The 21,772-nt window shown below is 71.4% G+C and carries 21 protein-coding genes, 1 tRNA gene and 2 pseudogenes; 13 read left to right on the top strand and 11 right to left on the bottom strand.

The features are described 5' to 3' along the window. Positions 1-10 precede the first annotated feature (10 nt). A complete protein-coding gene (locus GEV43_RS06625; RefSeq protein ID WP_160819921.1) occupies positions 11-799 on the top strand; it encodes an enoyl-CoA hydratase/isomerase family protein in 789 nt (262 codons plus the stop codon). 35 nt (positions 800-834) lie between these two features. On the opposite strand, the gene GEV43_RS06620 is transcribed toward GEV43_RS06625, so the two are convergent. Beyond that, positions 835-1,005, bottom strand: coding sequence for a hypothetical protein (locus GEV43_RS06620; RefSeq protein ID WP_160819920.1), 171 nt, complete (start codon positions 1,003-1,005; stop codon positions 835-837). Next, positions 987-1,304, bottom strand: coding sequence for a hypothetical protein (locus GEV43_RS06615; RefSeq protein WP_160819919.1), 318 nt, complete (start codon positions 1,302-1,304; stop codon positions 987-989). The genes GEV43_RS06620 and GEV43_RS06615 overlap by 19 nt, the downstream gene beginning before the upstream one ends. Positions 1,305-1,656: 352 nt before the next feature. Here GEV43_RS06615 and GEV43_RS06610 point away from each other — a divergent pair, with 352 nt between their 5' ends. Together GEV43_RS06610 and GEV43_RS06605 are read left to right on the top strand one after the other, a co-directional pair. Continuing rightward, the gene (locus GEV43_RS06610; protein WP_160819918.1) at positions 1,657-2,214 is read left to right on the top strand and encodes a M48 family metallopeptidase; all 558 of its coding nucleotides are present in this window, start codon (positions 1,657-1,659) and stop codon (positions 2,212-2,214) included. Further along, a complete protein-coding gene (locus GEV43_RS06605) occupies positions 2,211-2,870 on the top strand; it encodes a hypothetical protein (RefSeq protein ID WP_309239486.1) in 660 nt (219 codons plus the stop codon). The genes GEV43_RS06610 and GEV43_RS06605 overlap by 4 nt, the downstream gene beginning before the upstream one ends. 239 nt (positions 2,871-3,109) lie before the next feature. Here the strand turns inward: GEV43_RS06605 and GEV43_RS06600 are convergent. The 3 genes and pseudogenes from GEV43_RS06600 to GEV43_RS06590 form a co-directional block, all read right to left on the bottom strand. Next, a pseudogene (locus GEV43_RS06600) lies at positions 3,110-3,679 on the bottom strand (NUDIX hydrolase); the annotation flags it as partial. Beyond that, positions 3,676-3,852 (bottom strand): hypothetical protein, encoded by a 177-nt coding sequence (locus GEV43_RS06595; RefSeq protein WP_160819917.1) that lies wholly within the window; start codon positions 3,850-3,852, stop codon positions 3,676-3,678. The pseudogene GEV43_RS06600 and the gene GEV43_RS06595, both read right to left, overlap by 4 nt. Continuing rightward, positions 3,849-5,255 carry a zinc-dependent metalloprotease gene (locus GEV43_RS06590; RefSeq protein ID WP_160819916.1) on the bottom strand — a complete coding sequence of 469 codons (1,407 nt, stop codon included), beginning with the start codon at positions 5,253-5,255 and terminating at the stop codon, positions 3,849-3,851. Before GEV43_RS06590 ends, GEV43_RS06595 begins: the two co-directional genes overlap by 4 nt. Positions 5,256-5,344: 89 nt before the next feature. Here GEV43_RS06590 and GEV43_RS06585 point away from each other — a divergent pair, with 89 nt between their 5' ends. After that, positions 5,345-6,427, top strand: coding sequence for an NAD-dependent epimerase/dehydratase family protein (locus GEV43_RS06585; protein WP_160819915.1), 1,083 nt, complete (start codon positions 5,345-5,347; stop codon positions 6,425-6,427). Between the two features lie 55 nt (positions 6,428-6,482). Here the strand turns inward: GEV43_RS06585 and GEV43_RS06580 are convergent, their stop codons facing one another. Then, entirely contained in the window at positions 6,483-9,566 is a 3,084-nt protein-coding gene (locus GEV43_RS06580) for a UPF0182 family protein (RefSeq protein WP_160819914.1), read from the bottom strand. Between the two features lie 148 nt (positions 9,567-9,714). On the opposite strand from GEV43_RS06580, the gene GEV43_RS06575 reads away from it, so the two are divergent. From GEV43_RS06575 to GEV43_RS06560, 4 genes are all read left to right on the top strand, one after another. Further along, complete coding sequence (locus GEV43_RS06575) at positions 9,715-10,275, top strand: PPA1309 family protein (protein ID WP_160819913.1); 561 nt, start codon at positions 9,715-9,717, stop codon at positions 10,273-10,275. Positions 10,276-10,285: 10 nt separating this feature from the next. Next, entirely contained in the window at positions 10,286-10,711 is a 426-nt protein-coding gene (locus GEV43_RS06570; protein WP_309239485.1) for a molybdenum cofactor biosynthesis protein MoaE, read from the top strand. Positions 10,712-10,739: 28 nt separating this feature from the next. After that, complete coding sequence (locus tag GEV43_RS06565) at positions 10,740-11,783, top strand: PDZ domain-containing protein (RefSeq protein ID WP_160819912.1); 1,044 nt, start codon at positions 10,740-10,742, stop codon at positions 11,781-11,783. Positions 11,784-11,830: 47 nt separating this feature from the next. Further along, positions 11,831-11,904, top strand: a tRNA-Met gene (locus GEV43_RS06560). Between the two features lie 261 nt (positions 11,905-12,165). Here the strand turns inward: GEV43_RS06560 and GEV43_RS06555 are convergent. From GEV43_RS06555 to GEV43_RS49530, 3 genes are read right to left on the bottom strand one after another with little or no spacing between them, the layout of a single operon-like run. Further along, the gene (locus GEV43_RS06555) at positions 12,166-12,786 is read right to left on the bottom strand and encodes a LysE family translocator (protein WP_160819911.1); all 621 of its coding nucleotides are present in this window, start codon (positions 12,784-12,786) and stop codon (positions 12,166-12,168) included. Positions 12,787-12,831: 45 nt separating this feature from the next. Beyond that, entirely contained in the window at positions 12,832-13,026 is a 195-nt protein-coding gene (locus tag GEV43_RS55880; RefSeq protein WP_375539084.1) for a helix-turn-helix domain-containing protein, read from the bottom strand. After that, positions 12,984-13,946, bottom strand: a complete 963-nt coding sequence (locus GEV43_RS49530; RefSeq protein WP_241682809.1) for a PucR family transcriptional regulator — start codon at positions 13,944-13,946, stop codon at positions 12,984-12,986. Before GEV43_RS49530 ends, GEV43_RS55880 begins: the two co-directional genes overlap by 43 nt. Before the next feature lie 119 nt (positions 13,947-14,065). Here GEV43_RS49530 and GEV43_RS06545 point away from each other — a divergent pair, with 119 nt between their 5' ends. The 4 genes and pseudogenes from GEV43_RS06545 (at position 14,066) to GEV43_RS06535 (ending at position 17,383) form a co-directional block, all read left to right on the top strand. Next, complete coding sequence (locus GEV43_RS06545) at positions 14,066-14,992, top strand: proline dehydrogenase family protein (protein ID WP_160819910.1); 927 nt, start codon at positions 14,066-14,068, stop codon at positions 14,990-14,992. A 34-nt stretch (positions 14,993-15,026) separates the two neighbouring features. After that, complete coding sequence (pruA, locus tag GEV43_RS06540) at positions 15,027-16,658, top strand: L-glutamate gamma-semialdehyde dehydrogenase (protein ID WP_160819909.1); 1,632 nt, start codon at positions 15,027-15,029, stop codon at positions 16,656-16,658. A gap of 111 nt (positions 16,659-16,769) precedes the next feature. Further along, positions 16,770-16,883, top strand: a pseudogene (locus GEV43_RS54625) (Scr1 family TA system antitoxin-like transcriptional regulator); the annotation flags it as partial. Positions 16,884-17,113: 230 nt separating this feature from the next. Next, the gene (locus tag GEV43_RS06535) at positions 17,114-17,383 is read left to right on the top strand and encodes a DUF397 domain-containing protein (RefSeq protein WP_160819908.1); all 270 of its coding nucleotides are present in this window, start codon (positions 17,114-17,116) and stop codon (positions 17,381-17,383) included. A gap of 45 nt (positions 17,384-17,428) precedes the next feature. Here the strand turns inward: GEV43_RS06535 and GEV43_RS06530 are convergent, their stop codons facing one another. Next, positions 17,429-18,886, bottom strand: a complete 1,458-nt coding sequence (locus GEV43_RS06530; RefSeq protein WP_160819907.1) for an alpha/beta fold hydrolase — start codon at positions 18,884-18,886, stop codon at positions 17,429-17,431. 317 nt (positions 18,887-19,203) lie between these two features. Further along, entirely contained in the window at positions 19,204-19,968 is a 765-nt protein-coding gene (locus tag GEV43_RS06525) for a TetR/AcrR family transcriptional regulator (protein WP_160819906.1), read from the bottom strand. A 192-nt stretch (positions 19,969-20,160) separates the two neighbouring features. Between GEV43_RS06525 and GEV43_RS06520 the strand changes: the two genes are divergently transcribed. Beyond that, positions 20,161-21,744, top strand: coding sequence for a carboxylesterase/lipase family protein (locus GEV43_RS06520; protein WP_206681084.1), 1,584 nt, complete (start codon positions 20,161-20,163; stop codon positions 21,742-21,744). Positions 21,745-21,772: the final 28 nt, after the last annotated feature.

The raw sequence follows: 21,772 nt of genomic DNA, 5'->3' as shown, positions 1-21,772 counted from the left end.
GGTGCGGGCCATGCCCGATGAGCTTGTGGTGGAACGCCGGCCTGACGCAATCGCCGTCCTCACGCTGAACGACCCCGACCGGCGCAACGCGATGTCCGACGCGATGACCGAGCGCTGGAAGGCGGCCATGGCGGAGCTGCGCGCGGACGCGGGGCTGCGCTGCGTGGTGCTGACCGGCGCGGGCAGCGCGTTCACCTCCGGCGGCGACCTCGGCTGGATCGCCGACAAGAGCGCCGGATCGGTGCCGGCGCTGCGCGACCGGATGCTGGAGTTCTACCGGACGTGGCTGGCGATCCGTTCGCTGGAGGTGCCGACGATCGCCGCCGTCAACGGCCACGCGGTCGGCGCCGGGCTGTGCCTCGCCCTCGCCTGCGACCTGCGGTACGCGGCGCGGGACGCCAAGCTGCTCGTCCCGTTCACCGCGCTCGGCCTGCACCCGGGCATGGCCGCGACCTGGCTGCTGCCCGAGGTCGCCGGGCTGCCGCTGGCCCGCGAGCTGCTGTTCACCGGACGCGCCGTCACCGGGACCGAGGCCGCCGCGTCCGGCCTGGTCAACCGGGCCTTCGACCGGGACGCGGTGCTCGCCGAGTCGCTCGCGGTGGCCGAACGGATCGCCGCGCAGGCCCCCGTCGCGACCCGGCTGACCAAGGTCGCCCTGTCGAACGGCGGCCACCGCGACATGGAGAGCGCCCTGCGCTGGGAGTCGCTCGCCCAGCCCGTGACCATGACGTCCCGCGACATGCTGGAGGGCATCGCCGCCCAGCGCGAGAAGCGCCGCCCGGACTTCACCGGCGAGTAGCGCCGGGCCCGTCCGCCGGGTCGGCGCGTGCACGGTCAGTCGAGGGCCATGGCGCCGGGCGGCTCGGCGTTCCGGCGGGCGCGCCCGCCGGGGCCGGACCGCCGCGCCTGCCTGCGGGCCCTGCGCTTGGCGGCCCCGGCCATGGCGAACGAGATCACGACCGGCGCGGCGACCTCCACGGCGCGCGTCAGGGTACGGACGGGCACCCCGTACCGCCTGGCCGCCCGGCCCGCGACCGGGCCAGCGCCCGGCCCGCGACCCGTCCGGCGAGAGCCCCCGCCACGCCCCGGCCGACACGCGCGGCCAGCGAACGGGACCCGCCGCGCCCCGAGCCGCCGCCGTCCGCCCCGCCCGCGCCGTCCATGCCGCCGGACAGGCCGGCGAGGCCGGCGAGGGTCTCCCGGCGGCGGGCGGCGAGCCGTTCGGCCGCGCGGGCGTCGAGCGGGGGTCGTGCCGTTTCGTGGTGCGCCTGCTCACGTTGCTCCTCCGGGTATTCGGCTGTCACTCTACGTACCCAGTCGAATACGTAAAGAAGCTCTGGCCGCCGGGCCTCGCCGTGTGCCCTTACAAAACGCGTCCGGCGGTGCGGAGCCGACGTGGGAACCGAAGGCGGGAGTGGGGTGCATCACCGACTTGTGCGCGGTGCGGACAACGCCCGGAGATCCGTGGGGAAGCGTTGGGGCGACGGCGTGGAAAGGACAGGGAGAACATGTGGAAACCCTTTGGAGAAAGGTAAAAACAAGCGCGTTGACCTGGGGAAACGTCAAACACCCCCTGTGGAGGACGCAAAATTTTGGGTACGGTTCTGACGTGCCCCAAACGTTGAGGTCCGCCGGAGCAGCCGACGTCGGCGGACGGTGTCCGCCTACCGCGACGGGGACAAGGTGGTGGTGATGATGCCGTCCAGGCTGAGCAAGGCCGAAGAGGAACAGTGGATCGCCACCATCCTGGAACGCCTGGAGGAAAGGGAACGGCGCCGCCGGCCCTCCGACGCCGACCTTGAGACGCGCGCCCGCGAGCTTTCCCGCCGTTATCTGGAAGGCCGCGCCGACCCCGTCAGCGTCCGCTGGGTCGCCAACCAGCGCACCCGCTGGGGCTCGTGCACGCCCGACGACGGCACCATCCGGCTGTCCACGCGGCTGCGCGGGATGCCGTCCTGGGTCGTCGACTACGTGCTGGTCCACGAGCTCGCCCACCTGCTGATCCCGGGCCACGGCACCGACTTCTGGGACCTGGTCGCCCACTACCCGAAGGCCGACCGCGCCCGCGGCTATCTGGAGGGCGTCGCCGCCGCGGCGCACCTGCCGATGGAGGACGACGCGCCCGGCGACGAGCACGCCAGCGACAGGGACGCCCTGCACCGCGCGGGCGCCCCGCACCGCGGCGACGACCTGCACCACGGGGTCGCCGGGTGACCTCGACCCGCTACGCGGCCGTGCTGTCCCCGCGTCCCGGGACCGAGGCGCCGCCGGGGGTCGATCCCGCCGAGTTCCGGCTCGCGCTGCTGGAGGACACCTGCGAGGTCGCCGCCGGGCTGGAACTCGTCACGCCCGCCCTCGTCCTGGACCCGCCCGACCAGCCGGACGCCGAGGCCGTCACCTGGCCCGGCACGGCGATCGTCCGGGAGCCCACCCTCGCCGGGGCCTTCGCGGCGCTGCACGCCCTCGGCGCCGAGGAGGCCGCGCTGCTCGCGCCCGACGCGCCGGACCTGCCGCCGCTGCTGGTGGGCAAGCTGTTCCGCGCGCTCGGCGGCGCGCCGGCCGCCGCCTGCCAGGCCGAGAGCGCCGCGGGGGGAGTGCCGGACGGCCTGGTCGCGCTGGCCGCCCGCCTGCCGCTGCCCGGCTGGCTCGCCACCGCCCTGGAGACCGTGACGCTCGACACGCCGGACGCGCTCGCCCGGCTCCGCGCCGCCGCGCCCCGTCCCGGCCAGGTGCCGCAGGGGCCGGGCTGGCACCGCCTGCGCACCCGCGCCGACCTGCGCTTCCTGGACCCCGGCCTGGAAGGCTGGGAGACCACCCGTGCTGTTTTGAGCCCCGGCCCACGACACTCGCCTAGCGGCAGTGTTGATTGAAGCCCCGGCCCAGGCAGCTCGCCTGGGGGCAGTGTTGATTGACGCCCCGGCCCAGGCCGCTCGCCTGGGGGCTCGCGGCCTGACCGTTGCTTTGCGAGTGCTGCATCGCTTCGCGATCTGTCAGGGGAGGCTCGCCTTCGGCTTCGCCTCTCCGGACAGTTAACGCACTCGCGCGACGGCTGATCACTGCGAAACAGGCTGGGGCCGGCTACGGGCGGCGGCGGACGTCTAGCGGGGAGGGCGGAGGCTCTCGCCACCAGGCGGCGGACGGCGTCGTCGGTCGGTTCGGGCAGCGCGTCCACGGGGAACCAGCGCAGGTCGTCGGACTCGTCGCTGACCTCGTAGCGGGCGTTCTCCGGGGCGTACGAGACGTACTGGACGTCCAGGTGCCAGGTGGTGCCGTCCGGATGGCAGCGCACCCGGTGCCGGTCGAGCTGGACCGGCTCGGGGCGCAGGCGCAGGCCCGCGATGCCCGATTCCTCCGTGGCCTCCCGCAGCGCGGCGCCCGCGAGCGTGGCGTCGCGCGGCTCGCAGTGGCCGCCGAGCTGGAGCCACGCCTTGATCTTGCGGTGCAGGGTCAGCAGGACGCGGGACCCCTCGGCGTCGAGCACGGCGGTGCTCGCGGTGATGTGCCCGGGGAGGCACTCGCGCCAGAGCCCGTCGCCGTACGTCCCGAGGTGCCCGAGGAAGTCGAGCCGGAGCCGTTCCTGCTCGGGATCGGGCGCCCGCCACGCCTCCAGGACCCGTACGGCGTCGTCGTGCAGCGCCCCGCCCGCCGCGCCGGCCGGGGGGCCGGGGGAGGACGTCACGTCCGCCCGACGCGCGGGTAACGGGAGTTGGCGGGGTGGCGGCGCCGCCGCTCCTGGTCGATCGGCCGCTGCCAGCACAGCCGGGCGCGGGCGATCCGGCGCCTGATCACGTTGGTCGAGGAGTCGGGCTCGTAGCGGCAGCCGCTGGCGCGCGAACCCGTCCGGTAGCTCACGAGCGGGGCTCCCCGCCGCCGTCCTCGCCCTTGCCGTCCTTCTCGTCCTTCTCGTCCGCGTCCTCGGCGGGCCCGTCCTCGTCCTTGCTCTCGGCCTTGGTGGCGCCGCCGCCCGCGGTCAGGGCGGAGATGTCGAGGTCGGAGAGGCCCTCGATCTCGTCGCGGCCGTGGACGAAGCCCTCGGGGTCGTCGAGGTCCTCGGCGGTCGGCAGCAGGTCGGGGTGCTCCCACACCGCGTCGCGGCCCTGCGTGCCGCGGGCCTCGGTCAGCAGCCGCCACAGGGCGCCCGCCTCGCGCAGCCGCCGGGGGCGCAGTTCCAGGCCGACGAGCGTCGCGAACGTCCGCTCGGCGGGGCCGCCGGTCGCCCGGCGGCGCCGGACGGCCTCGGCCAGCTTCGCCGAACCGGGCAGCCGGTCCCCGGCGACCTGGTTGACCACGGTGTCGACCCAGCCCTCGACCAGCGCGAGCGTGGTCTCCAGGCGGGCGAGCGCCGCCTTCTGCCTGGGGGTCTCCTCGGGCTGGAGGGAGATCTCGCCGCCGAGCGCCTCCTGGAGCGCCTCGGGGTTGCTCAGGTCCAGGCCCTGCACGGCCTGCTCGATGCCCGACAGGTCGACCGTGATGCCCCGCGCGTACTCCTCGACCGCGCCGAGCAGGTGCGCGCGCAGCCACGGGACGTGCGCGAACAGCCGCTGGTGGGCGGCCTCGCGCAGCGCCAGGTAGAGCCGCACCTCGTCGTCGGAGACCTCCAGGCCCGCGCCGAACGCCTCGACCCCGGCGGGCAGCAGCGCGCCGACGCCGTTCGGCGCCAGCGGCAGGCCGACATCGGCCGAGCCGGTCACCTCGCGGGCGAGCGCGCCGAGCGCCTGCCCGGCCTGGCCGCCGACCATGGCCCCGGCCATCTGCTTGACCATGCCGATCAGCGGGCCCGCCATCGCCTGCATGTCGGCGGGGATGTCCCCGGCGCCGCCGAGCGCGCCGCCCATGGACTCGACCATCCGGGACGCGATCGGGTCGCACACCTTCGCCCACACCGGCAGCGTCTGCTCGATCCACTCCGACCGGCTCCACGCCTGCGGCGTGCGGATCCCGGCCGGGAGCGTCGTGCCCTCGTCCAGCCACAGCTCGGCGAGCCGCAGCGCCTCCTGCACCTGGCGCCGCTCGGCGTCGACGATCGAAGGGTCGCCCTGCTCGGCGACGGTGTGCCGCGCGATGTTCTTCGCCAGGTCCCAGTTCAGGGGGCCACCCGTGCCGCCTCCCGCACCCTGGCCGCCGATCATGTCGGCGAAGCGGTGCAGCATGTCGGCGAACTGCGACATGTCGCCGCCCATGGCCTTGAATGGATCCTGGGGCTTGTCGTCGTCCCCGTCTCCAGGACGGTTGAAGCCGAAGGGAGTGTCACTCATCGGTTTGCCCCTGGGATGCATGATGGGCTCATATCCGCAACGTTAGCCGGTCCCGGCGAAGTCGCGTACACGAGGAAGGGGGCACCCCCGTGGCAACGGGCAAGGTTCGCCCTCGGCGTAGTAAGGGCCCGGTCGTCGCCGTCACCGGGGCGGCCACCGGGGTGGGGCGGCTGCTGGCCGCCCGGCTCGCCGAGCGCGAGGAGATCCGCAAGGTCGTCGCGATCGACGGGCAGCGGGGGGACGTGCCGGGCGTCACCTGGCGCGTGGTCGACATCCGCGACCCGTTGCTGTCCAACCGGCTGTCGGACGTGGACGTGATCGTCAACCTCGACGTCGAGCGTTCGCCCGAGGCGGACGCCCGCGACCGCCGCACCCACAACGTGCGGGGCGCGCAGACCGCCGTCACCGCCGCCGCGGCGGCGCGCGTGCGGCGGGTGGTCCTCGTCACGAGCGCGATGGTCTACGGGGCGGGCCCCGACAACGGGATCCCCCTCAACGAGGACGCCCCGCTGCTCGCCGAGGCCAACGCGAGCATCGCGGGCGACTACCTGGAGATCGAGGACCTCGCGGCGAACGCCCCGGTCACCCACCCCGGCCTGGAGGTCACCGTCGTACGGCCCGCCGCGCTCGTCGGGCCCGGCATCGACACCGTGATCACCCGGCACTTCGAGGCGCCCCGGCTGCTGTCGGTCAAGGGCAGCACGCCCGGCTGGCAGTTCTGCCACGTCGAGGACCTGGCGTCCGCCCTCGAACTCGTCGTCGTCGAGGACGTGCCGGGCCCGGTCGCGGTCGGCTGCGAGGGCTGGCTCGGCGCCGAGGAGGTCATCGAGATCACCGGCAAGCGCGGCTTCGAGCTGCCCGCCGCCCTCACGTTCGGCATGGCGCAGCGCCTGCACCGGCTCGGCATGACGCCCGCGCCCGCCACCGACCTCACCTACGTCACGTACCCGTGGGTGGTCGACTGCGCCCGCCTGCGCGCCGCCGGGTGGAAGCCCGCCTACGACAACGCCACGGCCCTGCTCGCGCTGATGGAGGAGACGGCGGGCCGGCACGCCGTCGTCGGCCGCCGCGTGGGCGGCAAGGAGGCGACGATGGCCACGGCGGCGGGCGCCACGGTCGCCGCCATCGGCGCCGCCGCCGCGATCCGCCGAGCCCGCAAGCGCCGCCGCTGACCCGAGCCCCGCCGGGCCCGGAAGCACCCGGCGGGCTCGGCCCGCGCCCGCGCCGCTAGCCGGACGGCTTGGCGGTCGGGCTCGTCGACGGCGTCGGCGATTCCGACGGGTTCGGCGACGGGGACGCGGGCGGCGCGGCCTTCTGGGCGGCGGCCAGGGCGTCGCGGGCCTTCTTGATGCGGGCCCAGGCGTTGCCCATCTCGGTGTAGTCCTGGGACCCCTGGGCCTTCTCGTACGCCTTGATCGCGTCCGCCAGCTCGTTGATCGCCTTGCTCACCTCGGGGTCGATCGCCCCGCCCTTCCCGCCCTTCGCGCCGGTGTCCGGCGGGGGCGGCGTCGTGCCCCCGCCCCGGAAGAGCTCGCGGAGCGCCTCGTCCAGGGTCCTGCCGTGCGCGACCGCGTCGCCGTACTTCACGAGGACGGCGAGCAGCGTCGGGTACGGCGCCTGGTTGCTCTGCGTGGCCTGGCTGTAGACCGGCTCGACGTTGAGCAGCCCGCCCGCGAACGGCAGCGTGAGCAGGTTGCCGAGCTTGGTCTCGGTGCCGCTGTTGCGCTGCGGGAACAGCAGCGTCCGGATCGGGCCGTCGTTCTCGAACGCCTGCTGGACCTGGCCCGGCCCCTGCGGCCTCTTCAGCCCCGGCTGGTCGACGCTCGGCATCTCCAGCAGCCTGAGCTTGCCGTAGCCGCTGCCGGGCGTGGAGTCGGCCGTCAGGAACGCCGACAGGTAGCGCTGGTTGCGCGGCGTGTAGACGGACGTGAGGGAGAAGCGCGGCTCCTGGGCCGCCGGCGGGGGATCGGGCTCCTGAGGCCGCCCGGACGGCTGCGCCGCCGGTCTCGCCTGCGGTCCCGTCGCCGGGGGCCCCTGCGCCGGGACCTGCCCGCCAGGGGCCTGCCCGCCGCCCTGCGGCTGCGCCGCCGACTGCTGCGCGGTCGCCGGCATCTGGAGGCTCAGGTAGTACGGCGGCTGCGTCTTGCCCTTGTTGGCCGGGTTGGGGTCCTCGGGGACGTCCCAGAAGCCCTGCCCGTTGTAGAACGAGTCGGCCTGCGTCACGTGGTACTTCGCGAGGATGCGCCGCTGGACCTTGAACAGGTCCTCCGGGTAGCGCAGGTGCGCGAGCAGCTCCTGCGGGATCTTCGCCTTCGGCTCGACGTTCTTGAAGACCTTCATCCACGTTCTGGCGATCGGGTCCTGCTCGTCCCACTGGTAGAGGTGGACGGTCCCGTCGTAGGCGTCCACCGTGGCCTTCACCGAGTTGCGCAGGTAGTTGATCCGGTGGTCGGCCTGCTTCGCGACCGCCGAACGGGTGTCGGTGATCGTGTCGCGGGTGGCGTCCTGGAGCCCGAGCGTCTCGGAATACGGGTAGCCGTTGGACGTGGTGTAGCCGTCCACGACCCACAGGATCCGGCCGTTCACGACGGTCGGGTACGGGTTGCCGTCGAGGGTCAGCCAGGGCGCGGCGCGCTGCACCATCTCGCGCGGCGTCCGGTTGTAGAGGATCTTCGCGTCCTTCTTGATCGCGCCCGACAGCAGCAGGTTGGTGTCCTGGAACTTGGTCGCGAACATCAGCCGCCGCAGGAACGAGTCGACCTTGACGCCGCCCTCGCCCGCGTAGGTGTGGTCGTGCTGCCCCGTCTGGACGGCGCCGTCGGGGTAGTCCAGCTCGTTCTGCCCCCGGCCGCCGACGACGGAGTACGACGACGACCGCTCGCCGAAGTAGATCTGCGGCCTGGCGACCTGCGGGGTGCCGTCGGGCTTCTGCGGCATGTCCTTCTGCTGGAAGTCGGGCGTGCCGTCCTTGCTGAGGGACCCGCCGAGCGCCCGGACGAAGCCGTACCCGTGCGTGTAGATCAGGTGGTCCTTCACCCAGCCGCGCTGCCCGTTCGGCGGCCCCTGCAACTCGCGGACGGCGACGACCGAGTCCTGCGTCTTGCCGTCGATCAGGTAGCGGTCCACGTCGAGGGTGTCGGGGAACTTGTAGAAGTCGCGGATCTGCTGGAGCTGCTGGAACGCCGGGCCGACCACCGCCGGGTCGAGCAGCCGCACCCCGGAGTGCTCGCCGCGCCGGTCCGCGAGCTTCTTCGGGTCGGTCTCCGGCCTGGTCCCGTACGGCTCGGGCCGGACGTCGGCGACGCCGTACGCCTTGCGGGTCTGGGCGATGTTGCGCTGGATGAACTGCCGCTCCTTGGCCAGCTCGTCCGGCCCGACCTGGACCCTCTGGATCAGCAGCGGGTACAGGCCGCCGACCAGGATCGCCGACAGCACCAGCAGCGTGAAGCCGACGCCGGGCAGCATCATCCCGCGCCGCATCAGGTTGCTGAAGAACATCACCGCGCAGATCACCGCGATGACGGCCAGGATCGTCTTGGCGGGCAGCAGCGCGTTGACGTCGGTGTACGAGGCGCCCGTCGTGACGCCCCGTTCGGAGTGGACGAGCCCGTAGCGGTCGAACCAGTAGGCGAACGCCTTCAGCAGCACGAACAGGCCGACCAGCACCGACAGGTGGGCGCGCGCGGGCGGGCTCGCCTTGTCGCCCGGCCCCTGGAGCCGCAGCCCCCCGTACAGGTAGTGCACCATCACGGCGGCCAGCACCGACAGGATCACGGTCGCGAACACCACGCCCAGCACCAGCCGCAGGAACGGGTAGGTGAAGACGTAGAACGAGATGTCCTTGTGGAACTGCGGGTCCTTCTCCCCGAACGACGTCCGGTTGAGGAACGCCAGCCAGACCGGCCACTGCCCCGACACCGACGAGCCGGTCAGGATCGCGAGCAGCCCGAGCGTGCCCGCCATGATCAGCCTGCGGCGCGGGTCGATGACCGTCCGGTAGCGCTCCAGCCCCTGCTGCTCGACCGACAGCGGCCGGTACGCGGGGCGGAGCCGGTGCGCGACCACCACGTTGGCGCCGACGACGAGGGCCATGAACAGGCCGGAGCCGGCGAACAGGACGGCCCGCGCCTGGAGCTGCGTCGTGTAGACCTCCTCGAACCCGACCGATCTGTACCAGAGCAGGTTCGTCCAGACCGCCGTGTACACGATGAAGACGATCAGCAGCAGCGCCAGTGCCACCAGGACCGGCAGCACCAGCCTCGTCCGGCCGGTTCCGAGCCGGCGCCCGAAGCCGGGAGTCCGGAAGGTCAAGGGCCCCTCCGTTCAAGGTCTCGCCCACCGGCGGCCCGCCGGTGCTGTGTATGCAACTTACCGACCCGGCGGGGGTTCCCGCATGTCCCCGGCCCGATCCGGGGCCGTTCCGGCAATTCCGGTGCGCGATTGGGGGAAAGATGGCCCCGTGAGTCTTCTGGAAGAAGTCGTACTGGACCTCGAACGCCACACCGCCCAGGAGGGCTGGGACCGTCCGCCGCGCCTCTACGCGCTGGTGCGCAGCGGCGAGCTGCGCCAGGCCGAGCCCGAGCTCGCCGACCAGCTCGGGCTGGCGCCGGACGCCGAGACCCTCGCCGCGCTGGAGCAGCCCGCCCTGCCCGAGCAGGCCGCCGTCGAGGACGCCCTCGCCACCATCGCCTGGCCGGACGCGGTCGCGGGCTGCGCCCTCGTGCTCGAACGGGTCGTCCTGCCGCCGGACGCCGAGGACGGCATCCCCGAGGACGAGTCGGAGGCCGCCGCGTACGCCGCCGAGCACCCCTCCCGCGAGGACGTCCGCATGATCGTCGGCGTGCTGCGGGACGGCACCCGCCACTCCGCGCTGCGGCTGCGGCGCCACGAGGCCGACGACGAGGTGCTCGCCGGGCCCGAGCTCGTCCCCGCCCTCGCCGAGGCCCTGGCCGCGACGCTCGAACCGGACGAGCCGGAACCGGCGGCGGCGGCCGAGCCCGACACCGGTTCGGCGGGGTAGCCTGCGGGACGTGAGCGACGTCATCAGGCTGATCGGCATCCGCGACACGCCCCTGTCGGTGGACGAGGTGTTCGCCGCCGTCGGCGACCCCGGCGCCGGCGGCACCGCCCTGTTCGTCGGGACCGTGCGCGACTCCGACCACGCGCGCGCGGTCAGCGCCCTGGCCTACAGCGCGCACCCCACGGTCGAACGGGAACTGCGCGCCGTCATGGAGAAGGTCGCCGCCGACTTCCCGGTCCGGGCCCTCGCCGCGGTGCACCGCGTCGGCGACCTGCGGATCGGCGACCTCGCCGTCGTCGTCGCCGCGTCCTGCCCGCACCGCGGCGAGGCGTTCGAGGCGTGCCGGCGCCTGATCGACGACCTCAAGGCCCAGGTGCCGATCTGGAAGCACCAGACGTTCGCCGACGGCGGGGACGAGTGGGTCGGCGCCTGCTGAGGGCCCGTTTGCGCATAGAGTTTCCGCCATGTCTCGTCGTGCCGCCACGCTCACCGTCGCGAGCGTGCTCGTCCTCGTCCTGGCCCTCGTCGGCTCGCTGATGCCCGTGCCGTACGTGGCGCTCATGCCCGGCCCGACGAGCAACACCCTCGGCACGAACGAGAAGGGCGAGCCGCTCATCAAGATCGACGGGCGCCGGACCTACGACGACAAGGGCCACCTCAACTTCGTCACCGTCACCTACCGGGGCGGGCCCGGCGGCCGGATCGACCTGTTCACCGCGCTGCGCGGCTGGCTCCAGAGCGACACGGCGATCGTCCCCGAGGAGACGATCTTCCCCAAGAACGAGTCGCAGAAGCAGGTGGACCAGGAGAACGTCCGCCAGATGCAGGACTCCCAGCAGTCCGCCGAGGCCGCCGCGCTGAACGAGCTCGGCATCAAGCTGTCCACTCAGACCGTCGTGAACAGCGTCCAGAAGGGCATGCCCGCCGAGGGCAGGCTCCAGCCCGGCGACGAGATCGTCAGCCTGGACGGCACAAAGATCACCAGCACCTCCCAGGTCACCGACCTGATGGCCAAGCGCAAGATCGGCGCGTCCGCCGCGCTCACGGTCAAGCGCTCCGGCAAGGAGCAGAAGGTCACCCTCACCACCGCCGCCGACCCGACCGGCAAGCGCCCGGTCGTCGGCGTCGTCCTCGGCGACCAGTACAAGTTCCCCTTCAAGATCGACATCAGCGTCGGCGACGTCGGCGGCCCCTCCGCCGGGCTGATGTTCTCCCTCGCCATCATCGACAAGCTCACCCCCGAGTCGATGACCGGCGGCAAGTTCATCGCCGGAACCGGCACCATCACCGCCGAGGGCAAGGTCGGCCCCATCGGCGGCATCCAGCAGAAGATGGTCGCCGCCCGCAAGGCCGGCGCCACCACCTTCCTCACCCCCAAGGGCAACTGCTCCGACGCCAAGGCCGCCAAGCCCGACGGCCTCCGCCTCGTCCGCGCCGACACCCTCCACGGAGCCCGCGAATCCATCGCCGCCCTCAACGGCGGCAAGGGCGAGATCCCGTCCTGCTGAAACGATTTGGCCCAAGCCCCTCGGGCCCGCTACAGTTGAGGCATCGCCGCGGGGTGGAGCAGTTCGGTAGCTCGCTGGGCTCATAACCCAGAGGTCGCAGGTTCAAATCCTGCCCCCGCTACTGGCTTGGGGCTCCCCTGGTCGCAAACCGTTGGTTTGCTTCCGGGGGAGCCATTCGCTTTTTATCGGGGGGGCGACCCCCCGAGCCCCCCGGCTGTGGGGGCTTCCGCCCCCACACCCCTTGGTGGCTGGGCTTGTTGGGCCGTTCGGGACTTCGTCCCTGCGGCTTGGTTTCGGTGTGCGCGTGGTTTTTGGGGCTTCGCCCCTTGCCCCCTGCCCTTCGGGGCTTCGGTCCTTGGTCCTGGTCGGTCTTCGGTCCTTGTTAGGGGCGGTCGGCTAGGACGTTGGCGGCGAAGGCGAAGAAGGCTACGCCGGTTACCTGTTCCATGCGGCGGCGGAAGGCGGGGCGTCTGATTCGCTCGCTCAGGGCTGAGGCCGCACCGGCGAGAAGCCAGTACCAGACGGCCAGTTCCACTAGGTCGATCGCGGTGAACAGGAGCGTCGTACTGAACGTCGGTGCGCCGTCCGGGATGAACTGCGGGATCAGGCTCATGTAGAAGACGCCCGCTTTGGGGTTGAGCAGATTCGTGCCCATTCCGGCGCGGAACGCGGCCCAGTGGCCGGTGGGGGCGATGAGTTGTTCGGTGGGTTCCTCGGCGGGTTTTCTGGATCGCCAGAGGGCCGTCGCGCCCAGGTAGACGAGGTAGGCGGCGCCGCAGATGCGGAGGGTGTCGTACGCCACGTGGGAGGCGGTCAGCAGGGCCGTCAGGCCGATGGCCGTCGTGAGTCCCCAGGCCACGCAGCCGGTGAGGATGCCTAGGGTCGCGGCCAGGCCGCCCTTGCGGCCCTGGGCGACGGACGTCCGTACGACGAGCAGCGTGTCGAGGCCGGGCATCACGTTGATGAGCATCGCGGCGCCCGCGAAGGCCAGCGCGGCGGTCATGGTGTCCGTTTCGGGTCTCCTTGCGTTGCGAGATAGGCCAGGAGTCTACGGAGGGTCTCCGCGGCGAGTGGCGCTCAGGTGGGGGGCGAGGGTGAGGGCCAGGTGGAGGGTCAGGCGGTCTTGGCCGTTCGCCAGGTGCAGGCCGGTGATCTCCTCGACGCGGCGGAGGCGGTGGTAGAGGGTCTGGCGGTGGACGTTCAGGGCGCGGGCCGTGTCCTGGGCGCCGCCCGCGTGGTCCAGGTAGGCGCGGGCCGTCGACGCCAGGACGGGGTGGTCGAGCAGTCGGGTGACGTCCGGGGGAGGACGGCCTGGGCGAGGGGGCCGTCGCCCGCGCAGCGCAGGAGGCGCAGGACGCCGAGCGAGTCCCAGGCCAGGGTCTCGCCGGACGCGGCGGCGCGGGCGGCGACGCGGGCGCGCAGCCAGCCCTCGCGGACGTCGGCGAGGGACGCGCACGGGCCGTACGAGCCGGCCTGGACGGGGTCGGGGCTGCGTTCGGCCAGGAGGCGTCGGGCCCGTTCGACCACGTCGCCGGAGCGGGCCATCGGGAACAGCAGGACGTGGTCGCGTTCCCACACGGTGGTCAGGACGGAGCGGGGCAGCAGCCACGGGTTGAGCGGCTGCGGGTCGGGGCCGGGCGCGTGCAGGACGGCGACGCCGAACGGCGGGGTCAGGGTGTCGGCGAGCTCGCCCGCGGCCTGGGCGCGCACGTCGGGCTGGGCCGACAGCAGGTCGGCCAGCTTCCAGCCGAGGTCGTCGCGCTCGCGGGCCTGGCGCGCCATGAGCAGGCCCGCGCGTTCGACCAGCGGCATCGCCTGGGCGGCGAGCGCGTCGGAGATCGTTCCGGCGTCGTCCAGGAGCCACAGGTAGCCGTAGGTGACGTTGTTCCAGCGGGCGGGCAGGCACAGGCGGCCGAGCACGCCTCCGGCGCGGTCGGCGGGGATGCGGACGGGGCCGGTCGCGCGCGCGATGCCGTACCGCTCGAACCGCGAACGCACGGCGTCGGTCGAGCGGCGGTGCAGGATCGACTCCATCCGCACCGGGTCGATCATGTCGCCGTGCGCCGCGTACGCGACGAGGTGGAAGTCGCGGTCCTCCAGGGTCGCCGGGGCCCCGAGCAGCTCCACCGCGCTCTCGACGATCTCCTGGAGGTCGATGGCCATGCGGCCATCATACAAATGTATGAAATGGGCTCTGCTGGGAGTGACGTTCGTCCGTGGCCGGGGATCGGTGCGGCTTCTAGCGTGGATGGAGGGAGATCCCCTGCGTTCGGGAGGTCATCGTGCTCAGCCCTCTGCTCCTCGCCGCCGCGCGCAGCCGCCGGATGCGCTCGCTCGTCACCGCCGTCCCCGTGACCCGGGGCGTGGTCGACCGGTTCGTGGCGGGCGAGGACCTCGACGCCGCGCTGCGGGCCGCCGGTGAGCTCACCGGCGACGGACTCGCCGTCACCCTCGACCACCTCGGCGAGGACACCACCGACCGGGCCCAGGCGGAACGGACCCGCGACGCGTACCTCGCGCTGTTCGCCGCGTTCGCCGAGCACGGCCTCACCCGCGACGCCGACGCGTCGGTGAAGCTGTCGGCGCTCGGCCGGGCGCTGCCCGGCGACGGCGAGGCCGTCGCCCTCGACCTCGCCCGCGAGATCGCCGCCGCCGCCGACCGGCACGGCATGACGGTCACCCTGGACATGGAGGACCACACCACGGTCGACTCCACCCTCGACGCCCTCGCCAAGCTGCGCGCCGACTTCCCGTCCACCGGCGTCGCGATCCAGGCGATGCTGCGCCGCACCGAGGGCGACCTGAAGGACCTCGCGCACGACGGCTCGCGCGTACGGCTCGTCAAGGGCGCCTACGCCGAGCCCGCCTCCGTCGCGTTCCAGAGCAGGCGCGAGGTCGACCGCGCGTACGTGCGGGACCTGCGGCTGCTCATGGAGGGCGGCGGCCACCCGATGATCGGCAGCCACGACCCGCGGATCATCGACATCGCGCTCGACCTCGCCCGCCGTACCGGCCGCGCCCCGGAGTCGTACGAGTTCCAGATGCTGTACGGGATCCGCGCGTCCGAGCAGCGCCGCCTGGCCGGGTCGGGGCAGCGCATGCGCGTGTACGTCCCGTACGGCTCGGACTGGTACGGCTACTTCATGCGCCGCCTCGCCGAGCGCCCCGCCAACCTCGCGTTCTTCCTGCGCTCGTTCGTCTCCCGCTGAACCCCGGCCGCCACCCACAAGGAGGAGTGACCCCATGGACGCCGTGACCAACGTCCCGACGCCGGCCAACGAGCCGGTGCGCGGCTACGCCCCCGGCAGCCCCGAACGGGCCCGGCTGGAGGCCAAGCTGACCGAGCTGGCGGACGCCGCCCCGGTCGACCTGCCGATGACCATCGGCGGCGAGCGGCGGCTCGGCGCCGGCGGCAAGGTGGACGTCGTCCAGCCGCACCGCCACGCCGCCGTGCTCGGCACGTTCGGCACCGCCACCGAGGACGACGCCCGCGACGCGATCGACGCCGCGCTCGCCGCCGCCCCGGCCTGGCGCGCGCTGTCGTTCGACGACCGCGCCGCGGTCTTCCTGAAGGCCGCCGACCTGCTGGCGGGCCCGTGGCGCGAGACGATCGCCGCCGCCACCATGCTCGGCCAGTCCAAGACCGCCCAGCAGGCCGAGATCGACAGCCCCTGCGAGCTGATCGACTTCTGGCGGTTCAACGTGCACTTCGCGCGGGGCATCATGGCCGAGCAGCCGATCAGCTCGCCGGGCGTGTGGAACCGCACCGACCACCGGCCGCTGGAGGGGTTCGTCTACGCGATCACCCCGTTCAACTTCACCGCGATCGCCGCGAACCTCCCCACCGCGCCCGCCCTGATGGGCAACGTCGTCGTCTGGAAGCCGTCCCCGACCCAGACGTACTCGGCCGTCCTCGTGATGCGGCTGCTGGAGGAGGCCGGCCTCCCGCCGGGCGTGATCAACCTGGTCACCGGCGACGGCGTCGCCGTGTCGAACGTCGCGCTCGCCCACCGCGACCTCGCCGGGATCCACTTCACCGGCTCCACCGCCACGTTCCAGCACCTGTGGAAGACGGTCGGCGCCAACATCGACAGGTACCGCGCGTACCCGCGCCTCGTCGGCGAGACCGGCGGCAAGGACTTCGTCGTCGCGCACCCGTCCGCCGACCCGGCCGTGCTGAAGACCGCGCTCGTCCGCGGCGCGTTCGAGTACCAGGGCCAGAAGTGCTCGGCCGCGTCCCGCGCCTACATCCCGCGCTCCCTCTGGGAGAACGGCTTCCGCGAGGCGCTGGTGGACGAGGTCGAGTGGCTGTCCATGGGCGACGTCACCGACCTGCGCAACTTCATCGGCGCCGTCATCGACGAGCGCGCGTTCGCCAAGAACAAAGCGGCGATCGACCGCGCCAAGGACGACCCGGCCGTGGAGATCGCCGCGGGCGGCTCGTACGACGACTCGGTGGGCTACTTCGTCCGCCCGACCGTCCTGGTCTCCGACGACCCGGACAACGAGATCTTCAGCACCGAGTACTTCGGCCCGATCCTCGCCGTCCACGTCTACGACGACGACCGCTACGACGCGATGCTGGCGCAGATGGAGTCGGCCGCCCCGTACGCGCTGACCGGCGCCGTCATCGCGCAGGACCGCGAGGCCGTCGCGCACACCATGGACGTCCTGCGGTACGCCGCGGGCAACTTCTACATCAACGACAAGCCGACCGGCGCGGTCGTCGGCCAGCAGCCGTTCGGCGGCGCCCGCGCGTCCGGCACCAACGACAAGGCCGGCTCCCCGCAGAACCTCCTGCGCTGGACCTCGCCCCGTTCCATCAAGGAGACCTTCGTCCCGCCGACGGAGACCCCCTACCCCCACATGGGCTGAGCTTCAGCAGCCCCTGGGTCCCGCTGACCCGCTCCGGGCCGCCCGCCACTCCTCCGGCGGGCGGCCCGCTGCTGGGACACGTTCCCCGGCTGGTTCACGTTCTGTGTCGGCCTGGAGGAAGAGGCCGCGGACAGCGGGTCCTACCAAGCGGAGCTGGTGTTCGGGCTCTTGCAGACCGAGGACTACATGCGCGCGGTCATGAAGACCGAGATCCGCACGCCTTCGCGGGAGGGTCTCGATCGCTGGGGGTCAATCCAGGTGTCGTCTACATCCAATACCGGTGCGGCGGCCTTTGCCTGGAGGGGACGCGGCCGACGTGAACGAGTACCACGAGATCTTCGGCCACCTGCGCGCCGGAGCCCTCGGCCCGGAGGCGTCCCGTGAGATGATCGCGCGCATAAGTGCCGATATGTAATCATTCGGCGGCGTGAGGTCATGGAAGGTGCGCGTTGGTCATGGCGGACTCGTGGCGCCTCGCTTGGCGCAAGAGCAGTCACAGCGGCTCACAGGGCGCGTGTGTCGAGGTCGCGGCTTGGCGCGAAGGCCGGCGCAGCAGCACTCAGGGTTCGTGTGTCGAAGTCGGGACATGTGAACGCCATGGAGTCGCCGCACGGGACAGCAAGGATCCTGCCGGTCCTGAGCTGACCTTCACTCGGGCGGAGTGGAACGCGTTTCACCGGCGAGTCCTCAGTGGTGAGCTCGACCTCCACTGGACGCAGGTCTGAAACGAACCGCTCTAGGGGCCTTTGCCCATGTCGTACGGGTGGGCGTCACCGGGGCCATGAGGGGAGTTTGCTGGTGGACCTGTTGGTGGCCGCGGGCGGCGTGGCCGGGCAGTGCGTGCCGGGCGGCGGGGTGGCCAACGTCAGTAGGTATCGGTCGGTGGCCGCGGTGATGCACGGTTCCCACACGTAGTTGAGATGGTTGATGCCGTCGTGGGTGAGCAGGACCGCACCGGGAATCTGCCGCGCCACGTTGGACGCCCACGGATACGGTGTCGCGATGTCGTACCGGCTGTTGGTCATCAGGATCGGCGGGGCTCCCTTGACTCGGTACGGGTGTTGGGGATTGCGGGTCCTCGGAAGATAACCCTGGCATCCGGTGATGTCGGTCCATCCCAACGGGCTGACCCGAGTGTGCGGTGCCACCCGTCGAGACGAGGCCATCAGGGTCTTCAGTTGCTTGTAGTCGCGGATCGGGAAGCTGAAGTCGGAGCAGAAGATGGCGTGGTAGGGGTCCTTCTCGACACCGGTACGTAGCGTCCCGGTGATTCCGGTCCGCATCTTGTTGAGGCGCTGGGCCAGATCCACCCAGTCCACCGTCCCGTACATCGCCCGGCGGATTATCTCGGACAGGTCTTCGGCAGTGATTGTGGAACCTGGCTCGTCGGGATCGTGCAGCTCACCGCGGTCTGCCTTAGCCATTAGCTCGTCCAGGACCTTCAATGCGTCCTGGCCGTGCAGTTTGCAGCGCGTGCTCTTGGCGCACCACGCGCTGAACTGGCGGTAGCTCTGCTCCAGTACGAGGGACTGGGGAACGAGGTACCCGCGGGCACTGGTAATGCTGTGGTCCATGCTGCTGTCAAGTACGAGAGCCCGGACGTGACGAGGGTATTCCTCGGCGTACTGCTGACCGAGCAGCGTGCCGTACGACCCTCCATGAAGGGAGATCTTCTGCTGGCCCAACGCGGCGCGGATCGCATCTGTGTCCCGGGCGACGCTGAGGGTGTCAACGCGGTCGAACAACGGCCCGGTGAGCCGTCGGCATGCGCCTGCCTTTTGCCTGTGATATTCCACCAGCCGCCGGTACGCCTTCGCGTTTCGCGGGAATTCCGAGGGCGGATGGGAAGCGGTGGGGCACAGCACCGGGTGACTGCGGCCGATTCCACGGGCGTCGAATCCGATGAGGTCGAAGCGCCGAAGGATTTCGGGCGCGAGGAACTCGCGGAGAATGGACACGGAGTCCACGCCCGAGCCGCCGGGGCCGCCGGGAAGCAGGAACAGCGAGCCGATCCGCGCTTTCGGATCGCCGGCCCGCACCCGAGCCGTGACGATGTCGATCCGTGGGCCCGCCGGACGCGCCCAGTCAACAGGCACCGACACCGTGCCGCACTCCACGGCCTCATCGTCGGGGCACGGCTTCCAGTCGATCCCCTTGGCCGTCGATGCTCGGGCCTCCACGCCGGAGACCTGCCCCAACGGCAGCAGGACGGACAACAGCAGCGACAACGAGATCCAGCCGATCCCCGCATCGGACCTCCTGGGAGCGAGTCGGGTCCAGGCGGATCATCCACCGATCCGTCGCGGCTGGCGATATCCCGGCCGCGGCAGGCACCCCCGGTCGAGCAGCGGCGTTCCGAACGCCCGCCCGCTCACCAGCCCAAACCCGAGGCCGAACCCGGCCACGATCCGCCGCCCGGCGAGAACCTCGGCCGCGCCGGTCAACCCCCGCAGATCTCTTGGGCGTCTCTGCCGCGCCATCATTCCTGCTCGGGCATGAAAGGGAGCCCCGCCTATCCCAGAACGTCACCCACCCGCTCAGCAAATTAGTCGGCGGGGTCAGCGGTGCGGTGATTCCTGTTCCTCGGCAGGAGGCCGTCTATGCCGTCCAGAATTCGAGTTAGACCGAAAGTCACATCACTGTCGTCGATATCATCTGAAAAATCATCGTCCACCATCAGGGCCGCCACAATGGGATATCCGTGCTCGCGCAGCAGCGGCAGCAGGAAATCCTGCACGGCGGTCGATTGCGCGGGGCCCGCGCTGTTCTGCCTGAGGTCGCGGCGCATGTCGGCGATCCGGCGCGCATATACATCGAGCAGCAACGCGCACTGAATCGCCTCCTTGGGGCTGAGCCCGGCGCCGGTGAAGGTTTGCAGAATGACCTCCGTCCAGCGCAGCAGGTTCGGCGTCATCGGCGCGCCCCGGGCGGGCAGGTCCACCAGCCAGGGATGGACATCGCACCGGTCGATCATCGCCTGAGTCCAGGTCGTCGCCGCGGTTCGCCAGCGGTCGGCGCCCGCCGCCAGATCCGGTGCGGGGCCCCACCCGGTCTCGGCGACCAGCACCAGCAGCTCATCCCTGGATCGGACATATCGGTAGATCGCGTTGGCCGTGAGCCCGAGCCTCTTGGCGAGCTTCGGCATCGACAGCGCCGCGAAGCCCTCCGCGTCGGCCAGGTCGATGGCCGCCTCGACGACCTGCTCGACGCTTTGGGACGGCGGCCGCCCGAGCTTGCTCGTCTTGACGGGCAGGCCCCAGGCGAGGGCCAACCCCGGTGGCAGCTCCTGCGGATCAACGCCAGTCGACATCAGTGGATCGCCCTCACAGATCTCGCCGAACCCTTGACTTTGTGCGTCCCTTACACTTTCATTCGTGTGGCCCTTGCACAAAGAGGATCGGGATGTGAACACTTGAGACAGCTCATGCAGGGCCCAGCGCCAGGCCGCGACCGTTCGCAGCCCACCGTGCCGGGTCGCATACGGACACTACTCGTCGCAGCGGTGCTCGTCGGCGCCTCGGCATGCGCCGGAACGGCCGGTGCCGCGTCGGCGGACAGTGCCGGGACGAGCCACGATCACTCCACGGTGATCTCAACCGATGCCGGCGCCGTACGTGGCAAGCTCACCGCGAGCGCGCGGCTGTTCCAAGGGATCCCGTACGCCGCCCCACCGGAGGGGCCGCTGCGCTGGGCCTCTCCCCAACGTGCCGCATCGTGGTCAGGAATCAGGGACGCGACCGAGCCCGGCAACCGGTGCGCGCAAGCGGAGGGATTGATCGACGAGGCCAGCATCACTGAGGACTGCCTCTACCTCAACGTCACCACGCCCCGCCACAGCAGCGCCCGCAAACTCCCGGTGATGGTGTGGATCCACGGCAACGGCTTCATCAACGGCGCCGGCAGCCTCTATGACGCACAGCGCCTGGCGAACGCGGGCAACGTGATCGTGGTGTCACCGAACTACCGCCTGGGCATCTTCGGATTCCTCGCACATCCCGCCCTCGATCACGGTGCGGCCCGGCACCTTTCGGGCAACTTCGGATTGGAGGACCAGCAGGCCGCGCTGCAATGGGTCCAGCGTAACGCCTCAGCATTCGGTGGCGATCGGGCGAACGTCACCATATTCGGCGAGTCAGCCGGAGGTACGAGCGTCTGCTCCCATCTGGCGGCCCCCGGCTCGGCAGGGCTCTTCCAGAAGGCGATCATCCAGAGCGCGGAATGCACCGGGAGGAAATGGTCCCCGGGCCCACCGACCTGGTTCCCGCTACCGCGCGCGGAGCGTGAACAGCACGGACTCGACGTCGCCTCCGAACTCGACTGTCCCGAAGTCCGTGCAGCTGCGGCCTGCCTCCGTAAAATAGCACCGGAGGTGCTCGCCAAGTGGTCCGACCGCGGCCTCGGATCCGGGCCTACAACGGGTGGCGGCGTGCTTCCCATCAGCCCGCAGAAGGCATTCGCCACAGGCCATTTCAATCGCGTGCCGATCATCGAAGGCACCACGCGCGATGAACATCACCTCTTCACCGCCGCCATCGAGGCCGCGGCCGGCAAGGAGACGACCGATGCCAGCTACCGGGATGAGCTCCACACGCTCTTCGGGCCGACCGACGCCGCGCGGATCCTGGCTCGTTACCCCAGCGACCATTTTCACTCCGCCGGTGAGGCGCTGTCCACCGTCGTGACCGACTGGGCGTGGGCCTGCCCCGTTATCGATCGAAACCGCGCACTGTCCGCACACGCGCCCCTCTACGCTTATGAGTTCAGCGACGAGAACGCCCCATGGTTCACCACCCTGAAGAAGCCGAACTTCCCCACCGGCGCATTTCATGGGGGCGAGCTCCAGTACCTCTTCGACGACAAGCAGCTTCCCGGCCCGGCAACGAGCGCGCAACGCAAGCTCTCGGATCAGATGATGCGTTACTGGAGCCAGTTCGCACATACCGGGAACCCGAATGGTCACGACCTGCCGAAGTGGTCGCCATTCCAAGGACGTGAGCACGTGCAATCGCTGGCACCGGACGCAATCGGGCCAGTGGATCTCGCCCAAGAACACCAGTGCGCCTTCTGGGCCACGATCGGCAACTGATCGCGTGGTGCGAACCGTCCACACGCGG

This window comes from Actinomadura sp. J1-007 (assembly GCF_009793335.1).
Lineage (GTDB): Bacteria > Actinomycetota > Actinomycetes > Streptosporangiales > Streptosporangiaceae > Spirillospora > Spirillospora yumaensis.
Note: the sequence above shows the minus strand (reverse complement) of the source record. Positions and strands in the feature narration are given on the sequence as shown.